12 protein-coding genes and 3 tRNA genes are annotated in these 15083 nt (G+C 58.0%); 12 read left to right on the plus strand and 3 right to left on the minus strand.

Going from position 1 to position 15083, the window contains the following annotated elements:
- Positions 1 to 32 precede the first annotated feature (32 nt).
- The gene (locus tag C2846_RS07720) at positions 33 to 1688 is read right to left on the minus strand and encodes a long-chain fatty acid--CoA ligase (RefSeq protein WP_080050611.1); all 1656 of its coding nucleotides are present in this window, start codon (positions 1686 to 1688) and stop codon (positions 33 to 35) included.
- Positions 1689 to 1914: 226 nt separating this feature from the next.
- Between C2846_RS07720 and C2846_RS07725 the strand changes: the two genes are divergently transcribed.
- Both C2846_RS07725 and C2846_RS07730 read left to right on the plus strand, forming a co-directional pair.
- Positions 1915 to 2610 carry a hypothetical protein gene (locus tag C2846_RS07725; protein ID WP_080050612.1) on the plus strand — a complete coding sequence of 232 codons (696 nt, stop codon included), beginning with the start codon at positions 1915 to 1917 and terminating at the stop codon, positions 2608 to 2610.
- Positions 2607 to 3587, plus strand: a complete 981-nt coding sequence (locus tag C2846_RS07730; protein WP_080050613.1) for a DUF6976 family protein — start codon at positions 2607 to 2609, stop codon at positions 3585 to 3587. The genes C2846_RS07725 and C2846_RS07730 overlap by 4 nt, the downstream gene beginning before the upstream one ends.
- A 9-nt stretch (positions 3588 to 3596) precedes the next feature.
- On the opposite strand, the gene C2846_RS07735 is transcribed toward C2846_RS07730, so the two are convergent.
- A complete protein-coding gene (locus C2846_RS07735) occupies positions 3597 to 4313 on the minus strand; it encodes a 3'-5' exonuclease (protein WP_080050614.1) in 717 nt (238 codons plus the stop codon).
- Complete coding sequence (locus C2846_RS07740; protein ID WP_119701155.1) at positions 4310 to 6244, minus strand: putative nucleotidyltransferase substrate binding domain-containing protein; 1935 nt, start codon at positions 6242 to 6244, stop codon at positions 4310 to 4312. The genes C2846_RS07735 and C2846_RS07740 overlap by 4 nt, the downstream gene beginning before the upstream one ends.
- Positions 6245 to 6379: 135 nt before the next feature.
- Between C2846_RS07740 and C2846_RS07745 the strand changes: the two genes are divergently transcribed.
- From C2846_RS07745 to C2846_RS07790, 10 genes are all read left to right on the plus strand, one after another.
- The gene (locus C2846_RS07745) at positions 6380 to 8275 is read left to right on the plus strand and encodes a propionyl-CoA synthetase (RefSeq protein WP_119701156.1); all 1896 of its coding nucleotides are present in this window, start codon (positions 6380 to 6382) and stop codon (positions 8273 to 8275) included.
- 235 nt (positions 8276 to 8510) lie between these two features.
- Entirely contained in the window at positions 8511 to 9155 is a 645-nt protein-coding gene (gacA, locus tag C2846_RS07750; protein ID WP_080050618.1) for a response regulator transcription factor GacA, read from the plus strand.
- Complete coding sequence (gene uvrC, locus C2846_RS07755) at positions 9152 to 10981, plus strand: excinuclease ABC subunit UvrC (RefSeq protein WP_119701157.1); 1830 nt, start codon at positions 9152 to 9154, stop codon at positions 10979 to 10981. Before gacA ends, uvrC begins: the two co-directional genes overlap by 4 nt.
- 88 nt (positions 10982 to 11069) lie before the next feature.
- Positions 11070 to 11639, plus strand: coding sequence for a CDP-diacylglycerol--glycerol-3-phosphate 3-phosphatidyltransferase (gene pgsA / locus C2846_RS07760; protein ID WP_119701158.1), 570 nt, complete (start codon positions 11070 to 11072; stop codon positions 11637 to 11639).
- Between the two features lie 62 nt (positions 11640 to 11701).
- Positions 11702 to 11777: transfer RNA gene (locus C2846_RS07765), tRNA-Gly, on the plus strand.
- 234 nt (positions 11778 to 12011) lie between these two features.
- Positions 12012 to 12269, plus strand: a complete 258-nt coding sequence (locus tag C2846_RS07770) for a DUF4212 domain-containing protein (RefSeq protein ID WP_119701159.1) — start codon at positions 12012 to 12014, stop codon at positions 12267 to 12269.
- Between the two features lie 4 nt (positions 12270 to 12273).
- Positions 12274 to 14037, plus strand: coding sequence for a sodium:solute symporter family protein (locus tag C2846_RS07775; RefSeq protein WP_119701160.1), 1764 nt, complete (start codon positions 12274 to 12276; stop codon positions 14035 to 14037).
- A gap of 91 nt (positions 14038 to 14128) precedes the next feature.
- The gene (locus tag C2846_RS07780; RefSeq protein ID WP_119701161.1) at positions 14129 to 14635 is read left to right on the plus strand and encodes a hypothetical protein; all 507 of its coding nucleotides are present in this window, start codon (positions 14129 to 14131) and stop codon (positions 14633 to 14635) included.
- Between the two features lie 188 nt (positions 14636 to 14823).
- Positions 14824 to 14897 (plus strand) — tRNA-Cys (locus C2846_RS07785).
- A gap of 11 nt (positions 14898 to 14908) precedes the next feature.
- Positions 14909 to 14996, plus strand: a tRNA-Leu gene (locus tag C2846_RS07790).
- Positions 14997 to 15083 lie beyond the last annotated feature (87 nt).

Below are 15083 nucleotides of genomic sequence, written 5' to 3' on the forward strand. Positions count from 1 at the left end.
CTGCGGCCCTCGCAATGACGAGGAGTGAGAGATCAGCCTTGTGCCCACTCCTGTTCCTGCAGGGCTCGCCAGAGAATCTTGCCGGTCGGTGACTTGGGCAGGGCGCTGACGAACTCCACCAGTTTGGGGCATTTGTAGGCCGACATGTTGCCCTGGCACCAGGCGATGATCTCCTCGGCGCTGGCCTGCTGGCCCGCTGCAAGAACAATTACCGCCTTGGTGGTTTCCCCACGCCGGGCATCCGGGGCTGATATGACGCAAACCTCCTGTACGGCGGGGTGGCCATAGAGCAGTGCTTCGACTTCGGCCGGCCAGACCTTGTATCCGGAGGCGTTGATCATCCGTTTGACCCGGTCAACCAGGAAAAAATAGCCCTGCTCATCGTAATAACCCAGATCGCCGGTCCGGAAGAAGCGCTTACCATCCAGTTCAATGAAGGCCTCGGCTGTTGCATCGGGGCGATTCCAATAGCCCTGGAATACCTGCTCACCATGGATGACGATCTCTCCGGTCACTCCAGGCTCCACCTCGCTCAGGGTCTCAAGGCTGACCACGCGAGAGTCCACGCCGATGATCGGAATACCCAGGCACTGTGGCTTGGGGGCGTGGTAAGGATTCATGTGAGTGGCGCTGATGGTTTCCGACAGACCATAGCCTTCAGCGTATTCCAGCCCGGTCTTGAGCTTGAGTTTTTCCGCCACTGCGACCGGCATCGCCGCGCCGCCGCCACCAATTGCCTTGAGGCTGCTGAGATCGTATTGGTCGATCTGTGGGTCAGAGAGCAGGTCGACCACCATGGTCGAAATGTTCCGCCAACTGGTAATGCCATGGCGCTGGATGAGCTGGGCAGCGGCCTTGCGATCCCAGCGGGTCATCACTACCTGGGTGCCGCCGATATAGATCGAACAGTTCATGCAGACCTGCATCCCGGTGACATGGAACATGGGGACCGATACGAGTTGCACGCTGTCATGCTGGGCATTGCCCCAGACCGAACAATACACGGTGGTAGCCATGACGCTGTGATGGGTATGCACACACCCCTTGGGGTTGCCGGTAGTACCTGAACTGTAGGGAATGACGCAAAGATCGTCCGGACCGGCGGTCAAGGGCCCCGGCTGATGCTTGGCGGCCAATGCCTGCTGCCAGGCAGTGAGACCCGGCAGTTCGGGAATCTCGTTGGCGAGCTGGACCGCTTCGGGCAAGTCGATCCCGTCGCATTCACCAGCATATTCGCTATAGGCGCTGACGATGACTTCACGCAACCCATGCTGGCCGACCAGCGGGGCGATGTTCTCCAGCAGCTCCAGGCCGCACAGCGCCACTTCGGCCTGGGTATCCTCCAGCAAATACTCCAGCTCGGCCTTGCGGTTCATCGGGTTGACCGGTACCACCACGGCGTTGGCCCGCAAGATCGCATAGAACCCGATGACGAACTGCGGGCTGTTCTGCATGTATAACAACACCCGGTCTCCGGCCTTGACGCCAGCCTGCTGCAGGTAACCTGCCAGCGCCTCGGCCTGTTGCTGCAGTTCACGGTAGCTCAGTGCCGCACCGTAGTAGATGATCGCCGGATGTTCCGGGTAGCGCAGGGCTGACACGCTGAGATTGCTGTACAAACTGGTAGTGGGCAGTTCAAGAAAGTGCGGGACGGACTCGGGCCAGACGGCGTAATGGCGGTCAAACATGGGGCTGGGGCTCCTCTGCTGGTTGTGTGGGCAGACTACGCCGACAACCGTCAGGACAGAACGAACAACAATCCTGGTGTTAACCCGGCATAAGGGCGGCGAAGCGAGTAGTGCGAAAGGGCAGGCTTGCTGCTCAAGTAGCAGGGCTTTAGTGCAAAAGTGGAGTTAAAGAGCAATGAAAGGCGTGGGACAGTGACCTGAATAAATCCAATAACAGGGAGGTCCCGTGAAAGAGAGTGAGCTCTGTCGCCATCTATTGGGTGTAGAGGCACCTTGGGATGTTTGCCGTATACGTGTCGATACCTATGCCAAGGAACTGCACGCTTACCTGAGTACCACGAAAAGTGGCTGGTTCGGCCGCTACCTGCCTGACAAGCCTCGCGCGCGCTGGCGACATACCAACGTTGGTGGCTACCGCACCTATATTCATGCTGACCTGAGCGAAGCACCGGCTTACCCAGCACCGCCGGCGTTCATCGGTGCACCGGGCAACGATTTCACCCAGGGTTTGGCCCACAACGTAATTCGCTGCCTGCAGGCGGGGCTGCGCTATCGTGAAGTCTGCGAATTGCTTGAAATCGACATCCATCTGGCCTGGCAGATCAAGCATGCAATCAGTGGTATCGAGTCAGGTAGTACCGCAATGGTGCTTGATGAAACTGTTGCCCAGAGTGGCATCCCGCCAAGTCACCATCCCATCTGGACCCGACTACTGGAAAGCGGTGATGTCTGCCAGATCCGCCTGCTGAGCCTGAAATTATTGCTGTCACGGGCTCGTCAGGACTTCTCCAGACTTTCGGATGATGAGGTTAAAGCAATAAAAATCAATGAAATACGTAGGTTTTTTATAAAACACGAGAAGCAACTGACCAGTGAAATCGCGCAGTTGAACGCAGCCTGCCAGCAGGGGGATGGGCGATGAAGCACGCCAGCCAACTGATGAGTGTCGTCGAGGCCTCGCAATTGATCGAGCAGGGGGCCAGTCTGGTGATTGCCGGGAGCACCGAGAGCCTCGAAAGGTTACCTGCGGGCAACTGGATTGGGGGTACCACACCGTATTTCATGACCGAGGCTGGAGGGCTCTGCGACCAGCAGCAGGTGTTCGTGCAGGCGCTGGGACTGCCGGTCGCCCGAATCGCCAGCTATGACCGTGTGCAACTACCGCATGTGCTGGAGGATGCTCCGGAGCACGGTCTTACTCTGCTGATTCTACCGGCCGCCAGTCAGGTGCTGGAGGACTATGCACAACAGGCCCCAGACTATGCCGACATGTTCATCAAGCCTATCGCTGGCTGGGTAGCCGGGATGCACCTGGATCAGGTTGGGCAGGCCCGCGCGCTGGTATACAACGGCCAGGAAGGCCGCTCATATGCTGACCAGGCTGTCGCCCTGCATTGCCCGTTGCCCGAGAACCTTCTGGCGCATATCGAGATCGTCAATTTATTTCAGCCTGGCAGTGGGCCGGTATTGCGCTTCGGGGAAACCGGATTCTCTGCGGCAGACTGTCTGGCAGATGAGCAGCCTGCCAATCTGGCGAGCCTGATTCGTGAGCGGCAAATAGATACCCGCGTGCCATTGGTGGCCGACTATTGCGGAGCGCTGATCAATGTCAGTGTGCAGGCAGTCGATGAACACAAGGTACAGTTCTACGCGCCAGTGTTTGCTGGGGTCGATTACCGTTTTGCCGAGCCGCTGGAGGATTATCCGAGCCAGTTCATTGAGGCACTGCCCGCGCAGGAGGGCGAGATGCTGCTGGGCTGCAACTGCATTCTCAATTATCTGTACTCGCAACTGGAGGGGCGCTGCACTGGGGCTTTGACCGGGCCTATCACCTTTGGCGAGGTTGCCTATCAATTGCTCAATCAGACCGCTGTGCGGATCAGTCTGATTGAGAGCTGAACGGCCCGGTTACATGCTGGCGCTTCTGGCTTGACGCAGACGCCGCCAATGGCCGAGACAGGTATTGAGCTGAGCGAGGGTGTTAATGCCCTTGGCTCGGGCTTTACTGAGCAGAATCAGGGTCAATTCGGCAGTAGCCAGGGCGTCAGCGGCGGCATTATGCCGCTGGCTGATGCTCAGACCGAAATAGTCCAGCCACTCGTCAAGGCCGCCACGTCCCACCCGAGCTTCCGGGCAAAGCATTGGTGCCAGTTCAGCCACGTCAATGAACTTGTGGCTCAGGCGGTAGCCCAGATCCTGACGCAGACCGCGGCTCAGCATCCGTTGGTCGAAGGCGGCATGAAAGGCCAGGAAAACGCTTTCGCCGGCGAACTCAACGAAGTCGAGCAGGGCGTCTTCAGCTTCCATGCCCTGTTCGATCTCGCTGGGTGCGATGCCGTGAATCAGTACACTCTCGGTCACCTGATGATTGGCCCGATACAGCGTGCACTCGTACTGGCTGCCCATATCGATGGCGCCCTGTTCGATCACTACCGCACCGATCGACAGAATCTGGTCGCGCTGGACGTTAAGCCCGCTGGTTTCCAGATCGACCACCACCAGGCGGGTCTGACTAAGTGGCGTGTCATCCAAGGGTTGGGGCGGGGGTAACGCCTCGCGCCGGGCATGCTGTTCCGGGCTCAGTTGGCAGGGACGCAGGCGGGGAAACCAGGCAAGTGGGCTCATAGCTGATACCTCAGGGCCAGGCTCGATTGCAGACGTTTGGCCTGGCGGAAGGATTCTCTAAGAATACGCCGATCCAGATGGTTGAGCGTGTCTGGATCGACCCGGTTGCTGAAAGGCAGTTGATCGCGATCCTGGCACTGATGCTGCTGCATCCGAATCAACTGAATGAAGTGATAGGCCTCTTCGTAGGCATCGGCATCCTTGGCATCAATTACCCCTTTGTCGCGCAACTGGCGAAAGCGTTCGAGGGTGTTGCAGTCGCTGATGCCGTGGGAGAGGGCCAGAATTCTGGCGCCATCGACGAAGGGAACCAGCCCTTCGGTTTTCAGGTCCAGGGTGTCTTTGTCGGCCCCTTTGCGGGCCACCACGAAGTCCCTGAACCGTCCAATCGGTGGGCGGCTGAGCATTGCATGCTGGGCCAGCATGTGCTGGAACAGGTCATTGGCTGCGACCTTTTCCAGCACCTCATTGAACATGCTTTCAGCGCCTGCTGCCTCACCCCAGATCACCCGGAAGTCGAAGTAGATCGATGACGCCAGCAAGTTGTCCGGGGTGGCGGAGCGGATCAGTTTATCGAACCGGGCGGCCCATTCATCGCGCGACAGGCACAGCTCGGGATTGCTGGCCATGATGTTACCCTTGCACAGGGTAAAGCCGCATTCGGCCAGGCCCTTATTGATCCGCATGGCCAGAGGCAGCAGTCGGGAGCGAATTTTGGCGGCTTCGGCTGACGAGGCGGCCTCGAACAGAATGCCGTTGTCCTGATCGGTGTGCAGGGTCTGTTCCCGGCGGCCTTCGCTGCCAAAACTCAGCCAGGTAAAGGGTACGCCAGGATCCCCCATTTCCTCGATACACAGCTCGATCACCCGGCATACGGTGTGATCGTTGAGCAGGGTGATGATATGGGTAATCTGGGTTGAACTGGCGCCATGGGCCAGCATGTTCTCAACCAGGTGGCGGATATCGGTACGCAGGACTGCCAATGTGCCGATTCGACTGGCTTGGCGGATAGTCCGCGCCAGGTGAACCAGATCGACCCGTTGCAGGGAAAACAGGTCACGCTCTGACACCACCCCAACCAGCCGTTCCTGCTCGACTACGCAGATATGCGCGATATGCTTGCCGGTCATGGCGATCGCCGCATCGAAGGCCGAGTCGGACGGATGCAGGTAGAACGGCCTGGGGGTCATGACCTGCTCAATCGGGGCATGCATTTCAACCGCACCATCGGCCACGACTCGGCGCAGGTCACGCAGGGTAAAGATGCCCAGTAGGTGCTGCCGGTCGTCGACCACCACGATGCTGCCAACGCTGGCTTCGTGCATATGGTGCACGGCTTCGCGGATCGGAGTGTCGGGATTGCAGGTTACCGGGTTGCGCACGGCCAGATCACCCAGGCGACTATCCAGCGAATACTGCGCGCCGAGGGTTTCAGCGGCCTGAAGCTGGGCCTGTTGGTTGACCTGGTCGAGCAGGCTGCTGACTCCGCGCAGGGCAAAGTCACGGAAGCTGGGCGACATGGCGAACAGTCGCACGAACTCGGCGCGGGGCAGAGCCAGGCAAAAGGTATCCTGGCCGGCAAGATGCTCGGTCCGGGTGGCCCGTTCGCCAATCAGCGCAGCGAGGGGGAAACATTCGCCGACACTGATCTCGAAAGTGGTTTCCGGGGTTTGCTGGCCAGCAATCATGCGCTCGCCACGAATCAGCCCCTGCTTGACGATATAGAAGTGCTGTACCGGGCCATCCTGCGGGCGAATGATGGCCTCGCCCTCGGCGTAGAAACGTAGCTGGCAATGTTCAACCAGATAGGCCAGGTGGCTGGTCTCCATCTGGTTGAAGGGCGGGTAATTGAGCAGAAACGTCATGGTGCCATGCACGTTCTGCAGCACTGCAGCTTTACCCGCCAGGGCAAACGCATCTTCCTTCGTCATGACCGTAGGCCTTTATTGTATGGGGTCAGTGTGCGCTACCAATGGCGGGTTTCACATCCGACGTAAGTCTAGTTCCCTTAAAAAACGTGGGGTTTAATCTGCCGTAATACAAAAACAATCAGGCATGACACCCCTATGACCCGCACATCAACCTATCAGCATGATTATCTTCAAGCCCTGGAACAACCAGAAATGTTCTGGGCCGAACAGGCCGCCGCTCTAAATTGGCAGACGCCGCCGAAAACCATTCTGGAGCCTGGCGCGGACGGCTATTACCGCTGGTTCCCCGATGGACGCCTGAATACCGCCTGGCTGGCGCTTGACGCTCAGGTCGCCGCGGGCCGGGGTGAACAAGCGGCACTGATCTATGATTCACCGGTTACTGGCGCACGCGAACACATCAGCTATCGGCAACTGACCGAACGGGTCGCCCGCTGCGCCGGTATGCTGCGTGAATTGGGCGTCGGTCGCGGAGACAGGGTAATCATCTATATGCCGATGGTGCCTGAGGCGGTTGTCGCCATGCTCGGCTGTGCACGTCTTGGGGCAGTACATTGTGTGGTATTTGGCGGTTTTGCCGCCCACGAGCTGGCCGTTCGGATCGATGACGCCCAGGCCGATGTAGTGATCACCGCATCCTGCGGCATCGAGGTGGACAAGGTTCTGGCCTACAAACCGCTGGTTGATGCGGCAATCACCGAAGCCCGGCATACCGTCAAGCATTGTGTGGTATTGCAACGCCTGCAATGCCAGGCTGAACTCTACCAGGATCGCGATCTGGACTGGCGCCAGGCTATGGCCAATGCCGAACCAGTGGAAGCGGTCGCTGTCGCCGCCACCGACCCACTGTATATCCTCTATACCTCCGGTACGACCGGCAAACCCAAGGGCGTGGTGCGCGACCACGGCGGTCATGCGGTAGCCATGCGCTACAGCATGGAAGCGGTGTATGGCATGCAGCCCGGGGACGTGTTCTGGGCCGCCTCGGATGTGGGCTGGGTCGTGGGGCATTCCTACATTGTCTATGGGCCCTTGCTCAGTGGCTGCACCAGTGTTCTGTACGAAGGCAAACCGGTACGCACCCCGGATGCCGGCGGCTTCTGGCGAGTCTGTGCAGAATATAAGGTCAAGGCACTGTTTGCCGCGCCGACGGCATTCCGGGCAATCCGCAAGGAAGACCCGGAAGCGGATCTGGCCAAACAATATGACCTGTCGCACCTGCAACGGCTGTTCCTGGCAGGTGAGCGCCTTGATCCGCCAACCTGGGCCTGGCTGGAACAGCACTTCCAGCGCCCGATCATTGATCACTGGTGGCAGACCGAGACAGGCTGGGCGATTGCCGCCAACCCTGCCGGCTATGAGCTGCAACAAGCCAAACCGGGCTCGGCAACCTGGCCGATGCCAGGATTTCAGCTTAGTGTTCTGGATGATGAGGGTCAGCCTGTGCCGGCCGGCGTACAGGGTAATATCGCGCTCAAGCTACCGTTGCCGCCTGGCTGTCTGAGCGGTATCTGGGGTAACCCGCAACGTTTCCGTGACGGTTATCTGAGTCACTTCCCTGGCTTCTATCAGTCCGGTGATGCCGGTTATCTGGATGAAGACGGCTATGTCTTCGTCATGGGGCGTACAGATGACATCATCAATGTCGCTGGTCACCGGCTCTCCACCGGCGAGATGGAGGAGGTACTCGGCTCACATCCGGCGGTGGCCGAGTGTGCGGTGATTGGTGTACCTGACGAACTCAAGGGCGAATTGCCGCTGGGATTGGTCGTGCTGAAAAATGGTGTCGAGCTGCAAGAGCCACAGCTTTGTGCCGAGCTGTCTGCACTGGTCCGCCGCGATATCGGTGCGCTCGCCTGTTTTAATCGCGCCTTGGTGGTCAAGCGTCTGCCCAAAACCCGCTCGGGCAAGATTCTGCGCCGGATCATGCGGCAGATGGCCGCGGGGCATAGCTTCCAGACGCCGTCAACCATCGATGACCCTGCCTGTCTGGATGAGCTGGCCAATCAGTTGGGAGGGAATAGAGCCTGAGTAGAGCACCGCTAAAGAAAAGCAGCCGCATGAAGTGATAAGGCCATCACAATGCCACTAAAAACCGGAACTTATCGTCTTTTTCCTGGTTCCGGAACCGTTTCACAATTCTGGGTGATTTGCTAAGGTGTGGACTTGTGAATAACGGAGTGGATACCACTCCACTTGCCTGGTTGCCGGAGCCAGTCAGGGAATAACAAGGCTGTCCGGCAGCATTGAGTGCAAGGGGTCACAATTGATCAAGGTACTGGTGGTCGACGACCATGATCTCGTCCGCATGGGCATTAGTCGTATGCTGGGCGATGTGCCGGGTCTGGCGGTAGTAGGTGAGGCGGAGAGTGGGGAGCGAGCGGTTTCCCTGGCTCGGTCACTCAAGCCCGACGTAGTGCTCATGGATGTGCGTATGCCGGGAATTGGCGGCCTGGAAGCCACCCGAAAACTGGTCCAGCACGACAAGCATCTTAAGGTCATCGCGGTAACGGTATGCGACGAGGAGCCTTTCCCGACCCGTCTGATGCAGGCCGGGGCGGCCGGCTACGTCACCAAGGGGGCGGCGCTGGAAGAAATGGTCAGCGCCATCCGTCAGGTGCACTCGGGCCAGCGTTACATCAGCCCGACGATTGCCCAGCAACTGGCCCTCAAGTCCTTTGCCCCGACAACCGATTCGCCATTTGACAGTTTGTCCGAGCGAGAAATCCAGATCGCCCTGATGATCGTCAGTTGCGAGAAAGTCCAGAGCATTTCCGACAAGCTGTGCCTCAGCCCGAAGACCGTGAATACCTATCGTTATCGTATCTTTGACAAGCTGGGCATCACTAGCGATGTCGAGCTGACCCTGCTGGCAGTGCGCCATGGCATGGTCGATACCAACCGCGCATGAATGCAGTGGTGTTTGATGCTGCGGCCTTTCTGGCCACGGCAAGCAACAAGCCTGGCGTTTACCGGATGCTCGACGAGCAGGGTGAACTGCTCTATGTGGGTAAAGCCAAGAACCTCAAGAAACGCCTGTCCAGCTATTTCCGCAAAACCGGCCTGAGCCCCAAGACCGAGGCGTTGGTCGCGCGTATCCGGCAGATTGACACCACCATCACCGCCAATGAAACCGAGGCGTTGTTGCTGGAACAGAGCCTGATCAAACAAGTGCGCCCGCCGTACAACATCCTGCTGCGTGACGACAAGTCCTACCCCTATGTCTACCTGTCCAGCCAGGACCAGTTTCCCCGGCTGGGGCTGCACCGTGGCGCGAAGAAGGCCAAGGGCCGCTATTTCGGACCTTATCCAAGCGCCGGGGCAATCCGGGAAAGCCTTAATCTGCTGCAAAAGGCTTTTCAGGTGCGCCAGTGTGAGGACAGCTATTTTCGCAATCGCACCCGGCCCTGTCTGCAATATCAGATCAAACGCTGCAAAGGTCCCTGTGTCGGCTTGGTCGATCCGCAGGAATATGCCGAGGACGTGCGCCATTCGGTGATGTTTCTGGAAGGTCGCAGCAATGCCCTGGCCAGTGAGCTGAGTCAGAGTATGGAGCGGGCCGCCGAGCACCTGAATTTTGAGCGTGCGGCTGAATTGCGTGACCAGATAGCGCTGCTGCGCCAGGTGCAGGACCAGCAGAGCATGGATACCGAGCAGGGCAACGTCGATATCGTTGCCGCTGCTGTGGCGCCTGGTGGCGCTTGTGTGCATGTGGTTATGGTGCGTCAGGGCAGGGTACTTGGCAGCAAGAACCATTTCCCGCGGGTGCCGATCGAGCAGACAGCCGGGGAAGTGCTGGCGGCGTTTCTGCCGCAGTACTACCTGGGCGTCAGTGAGCGTGAAGTGCCGGGCGAGATCATCGTCAATGCCGTGCATGACGACTTCCCGGTGATCATCGAGGCCTTGGCCCAGGCCCGTGGCTTTGGTGTCACCATCAGCCATCGGGTGCGCGGTACACGTGGCCGCTGGCAAGGCCTGGCGGTGACCAATGCCGAACAGGCCCTGGCCGGGATGCTTGCCAACCGCCAGCATGTGCAGGCACGTTTCGAAGCCTTGCAGGAAGCGCTGGGCCTGGATGAACCACCAACCCGGCTGGAGTGCTTCGATATCAGCCACTCCAGCGGCGAGGCGACAGTCGCTTCCTGCGTAGTGTTCGGCCCGGAAGGACCACTGAAAAGCGATTATCGGCGCTACAACATCGAAGGGGTGACGGCTGGTGACGACTACGCCGCCATGCGCCAAGCCTTGAGCCGACGCTTCAGCAAACTCAAGGACGGCGAGGGCAAGATACCCGATATCCTGCTGGTCGATGGCGGCAAGGGACAAATGAGCATGGCCCTGGAGGTGATTCAGGAGCTGGCTATTCATGATCTGACCCTGCTCGGAGTGGCCAAGGGCGTAACGCGCAAGCCGGGGCTGGAAACTCTGTACCTCAACGACACCCAGCATGAACTGGTGCTACCCGCGCACTCGCCAGCGCTGCACCTGATTCAGCACATACGTGATGAAGCTCACCGCTTTGCCATCACCGGACACCGTCAGCGGCGGGGCAAAGCCAGAACCACCTCGCCACTGGAGGGGATCGCCGGGGTTGGGCCCAAGCGCCGCCGGGAGCTGCTCAAGCATTTTGGTGGACTGCAGGCACTGGATCGCGCCAGCGTGCAGGAAATTGCCAAAGTGCCAGGCATCAATAAAAAGTTGGCCGAACTGATTTACGCCACCTTGCACAGTGATTAGCTGGTAGTTTTTAACGCGTTATTACCGGCATAGGTAGTTTCACGGCAGCCTGTTAGAATGCCTGCTTACTCAGCGTTGTAGATTGAACATGAATATCCCGAACATACTGACCGTGATGCGGGTGGTGTTGATCCCCATCTTCATTCTGCTGTACTACCTGCCGTTCCACTGGAGTTATCTGGGAGCTGCCATCATTTTCACCCTGGCCAGCGTGACCGACTGGCTGGATGGTTACCTGGCGCGCAGGCTACAACAGAGCACACCCTTTGGTGCCTTTCTCGATCCGGTCGCCGATAAGCTGATGGTTGCAGTCGCCTTGATTCTGCTGGTTCAGAGTCATGGTAACTTCTGGATCACCGCTCCGGCAGTGGTCATCATCGGCCGTGAGATCGTGATTTCCGCATTGCGCGAATGGATGGCCGAGCTGGGGGCCAGAGCCCATGTGGCGGTTTCCAATCTGGGCAAATACAAGACTGCAGCCCAGATGGTGGCTTTGGTCGTGTTGCTGGCCAATCCGCCGGCACTGACCTACTGGGTGATTATTGGCTATGTGCTGCTGATGATTTCGGCCGTTCTGACGCTCTGGTCCATGATGGTCTACCTGAAGGCCGCCTGGCCTCACATGAGCATGGGCTCTGATCAAAAAAACGACAAATAACTTTTTTCGAATCAATGACTTGACAGCTTGGCGCAGATCGCTAGAATGAGCGCCATTGCAACGCGGGAATAGCTCAGTTGGTAGAGCACGACCTTGCCAAGGTCGGGGTCGCGAGTTCGAGTCTCGTTTCCCGCTCCAAACATCGAAAGGCCGACCAGAATTTATCTGGCCGGCCTTTTTCGTTATTGCCTGTTGCCCTTCTACTGACCTGCTGCGACAGCTCACTTCTTTGCCCCCGTCGTGAGGCAATTACCTAAGACTAATGTCGGGGATTCACTCTTAAGCGTTCTTTAGCAGAATGAATTCACGGAAGACTCCAGCGTTCGTGGAATTTCCCAATTTGGTCTTAACAAGAAAGTGGAGAGCAATACGATGGCAGATAAAGATAAAGCTGCTGCATACTGGTCGGCGAACCTTCGCTTGATCCTCGGTAGCCTTGTGATCTGGGCACTATGTTCCTTTGGCTTTGGCATCCTTCTACGGCCCATGCTGTCTGGCATTGCCGTGGGTGGGGCCGATCTCGGCTTCTGGTTCGCTCAGCAAGGCTCGATTCTGATCTTTCTGGCTTTGATCTTCTTCTATGCCTGGAGAATGAACAAGCTGGATAAAGAATTCGGCCTGGAGGAATAAGAGAATGAGCCAATTTGTAATCAACCTGCTCTTTGTTGGCGCCTCCTTCATGCTCTATATCGGTATTGCGATCTGGGCTCGGGCTGGTTCCACCAAGGAGTTCTATGTTGCTGGCGGTGGCGTACACCCGGTCACCAACGGCATGGCAACTGCGGCTGACTGGATGTCTGCGGCTTCCTTTATCTCGATGGCTGGCCTGATCTCGGTTGGCTACGTAAACTCTTCCTTCCTGATGGGCTGGACTGGCGGTTTCGTGCTGCTGGCCATGCTGCTGGCGCCTTACCTGCGCAAGTTCGGCAAGTTTACCGTGCCGGATTTCGTGGGTGACCGTTTCAACAGCAAAGCTGCTCGGGTAGTGGCGGTTATCTGTCTGCTGGTAATCTCGACCACTTATGTAATTGGTCAGATGACCGGGGCAGGGGTGGCATTTGCCCGCTTCCTCGAAGTGAGCAGCACCACCGGCCTGATCATCGCCTCCTGCATCGTGTTCGTCTACGCGGTATTGGGCGGCATGAAGGGCATCACCTACACCCAGGTGGCCCAGTATGTGGTACTGATCGTGGCCTACACCATTCCGGCGATCTTCATCTCTCTGCAGATGACCGGTCACCTGCTGCCGCAGACTGGCCTGTTCGGTACTCACACCGAGTCAGGTATCCCGATGCTGCAGAAGCTGGATGAAGTGGTTCGTGAGCTGGGCTTCCAGGACTACACCGCTGACGTCTCCAACAAGCTGAACATGTTCCTGTTCACCATGTCGCTGATGATCGGTACCGCTGGTCTGCCGCACGTGATCATTCGCTTCTTCACCGTACCGAAGGTGGCTGATGCGCGCTGGTCTGCTGGTTGGGCGCTGGTGTTTATCGCCATCCTCTACACCACTGCTCCGGCTGTGGCTTCCATGGGTCGTCTGAACCTGATCAACACCATCTACCCGGATGGTCCGAGCGCTCCGGCACTGGAATACGCTGAGCGCCCGCAGTGGCTGCAGACCTGGGAAGATACTGGCCTGGTTCGTTTCGAGGACAAGAACAACGACGGTCGTATCCAGATGTACAACGAGGTACCTGCCTTTGCTGAAACTGCTGAAGCACGTGGCTGGGCCGGCAACGAGCTGGTGGTCAACAACGATATTCTGGTACTGGCCAACCCCGAAATCGCCAATCTGCCGGGCTGGGTCATAGGTCTGATTGCTGCCGGTGGTATTGCCGCGGCACTCTCGACCGCAGCAGGTCTATTGCTGGCGATCTCCTCGGCTATCAGTCATGACCTGATCAAGAACATGATCAATCCCAAAATCAGTGAGAAGGGGGAAATGCTCGCCGCGCGTATTTCCATGGCGGTGGCCATTGCGATTGCCACCTGGCTAGGGATCAATCCACCGGGCTTTGCAGCACAGGTGGTGGCCCTGGCCTTTGGTATCGCCGCAGCGTCGATCTTCCCGGTACTGATGATGGGTATCTTCTCCAAGCGCATCAACAGCAAAGGCGCGGTATTGGGCATGCTGGCCGGTCTGCTGAGCACCACCATTTACATCTTCCTGTATCTGGGCTGGTTCTTCATTCCGGGCACCAACACCCTGGCCAACGTTCCGGACAATTGGTTGTTCGGTATCTCCCCGTTGTCGTTCGGTGCGGTGGGCGCGGTTATCAACTTTGCCGTAGCCTTTGGGGTATCCTATCTGACCGAAGAGCCGCCGCAGGAAATCCAGGATCTGGTGGAAAGCGTTCGCTATCCCAAGGGTGCTGGTGGCGCTGTGGCACACTGAGAGTAATCCTGAGCGTAGTGCTATGCTGCGCTCATGACTCAACCCGCGGGCTTCCTCTTCGGAAGCCCGCCTTGTTTTCGAGACATACTTTATGATCTGGCATTTGGTCGCACTGGCCGCAGCAGGTTTGGGGGCAGCAGGGATCGGGTTTCTGTTGCGAGCCGCATCTGGCAGGAAACTGCCGAAATGGATAGTTCCGGTCTTTGCCGGTATGGGGATGCTGACTTACCAGATCTACTACGAGTATTACTGGTTCGAGCACAAGCAGAGCCAACTGCCTGCAAGTTCCGTGGTGGTCGCTACCGAACAGCAGCAGGCGATCTGGCGGCCCTGGACATATCTGCTGCCAATGACGGTCGGTTTCAGTGTGGTGGATCGCAGCAACCTGGCGGAGGTCCAGCTGGATGATAATCAGATCAAACGTTTCATCCTGTATCGCTTCCAGAAAGAGTACGTGGATTTGGTCAGCCACCAGCCTCATCTGCTCAACTGTGACACTCAGGAGCTGGTCCCAGAGGCCGATGACGGCAGCCTGCGGCCTGAGCTGATGCGTAAACTGGATAGCGATGATCCATTGTATCTGGCAGTTTGCCGCTAGGGCGCAAAGCAAGTGCAGTGAAGTTCTCAGACTGCGCTTGCCAAGCACCAGCAATTAGGACATAATGCTGCCCGTCGACAGCAAGGCAGCAAAAATACCAGTCTTATCAATAGGATAAGATCACGTTTTGAGCAAAGCCAGTTCGACGCCGTTACGCGATCTCACCCACTGCGTAATGGTCCCTATGAGGCCGGGTGGCAGAGTGGTTATGCAGCGGATTGCAAATCCGTGAACGCCGGTTCGATTCCGACCTCGGCCTCCATTTATTTCCTCGCCCGGATGGCGAAACTGGTAGACGCACGAGACTTAAAATCTTGCGGTCATTGCGACCGTGCCGGTTCGATTCCGGCTCCGGGCACCATTCTCTTCGATGACTTACCAGCCATCCCTTGGCATTCTGTTTTTCCGCAGCTCATCGCGTCGGCGCGATCTTCTTACCGCGCCCGGC

The sequence above is a fragment of the Pseudomonas jilinensis genome (assembly GCF_003586265.1).
Lineage (GTDB): Bacteria > Pseudomonadota > Gammaproteobacteria > Pseudomonadales > Pseudomonadaceae > Halopseudomonas > Halopseudomonas phragmitis.

Excerpts from the sequence above, each read along its gene's own strand:
- uvrC (WP_119701157.1), top strand. The coding sequence starts at position 9,152 with ATGAATGCAGTGGTGTTTGATGCTGCGGCCTTTCTGGCCACGGCAAGC.
- pgsA (WP_119701158.1), top strand. The coding sequence starts at position 11,070 with ATGAATATCCCGAACATACTGACCGTGATGCGGGTGGTGTTGATCCCC.
- C2846_RS07735 (WP_080050614.1), bottom strand. The coding sequence starts at position 4,313 with ATGAGCCCACTTGCCTGGTTTCCCCGCCTGCGTCCCTGCCAACTGAGC.
- C2846_RS07740 (WP_119701155.1), bottom strand. The coding sequence starts at position 6,244 with ATGACGAAGGAAGATGCGTTTGCCCTGGCGGGTAAAGCTGCAGTGCTG.
- C2846_RS07770 (WP_119701159.1), top strand. The coding sequence starts at position 12,012 with ATGGCAGATAAAGATAAAGCTGCTGCATACTGGTCGGCGAACCTTCGC.
- C2846_RS07745 (WP_119701156.1), top strand. The coding sequence starts at position 6,380 with ATGACCCGCACATCAACCTATCAGCATGATTATCTTCAAGCCCTGGAA.
- C2846_RS07775 (WP_119701160.1), top strand. The coding sequence starts at position 12,274 with ATGAGCCAATTTGTAATCAACCTGCTCTTTGTTGGCGCCTCCTTCATG.
- C2846_RS07720 (WP_080050611.1), bottom strand. The coding sequence starts at position 1,688 with ATGTTTGACCGCCATTACGCCGTCTGGCCCGAGTCCGTCCCGCACTTT.
- C2846_RS07730 (WP_080050613.1), top strand. The coding sequence starts at position 2,607 with ATGAAGCACGCCAGCCAACTGATGAGTGTCGTCGAGGCCTCGCAATTG.
- C2846_RS07780 (WP_119701161.1), top strand. The coding sequence starts at position 14,129 with ATGATCTGGCATTTGGTCGCACTGGCCGCAGCAGGTTTGGGGGCAGCA.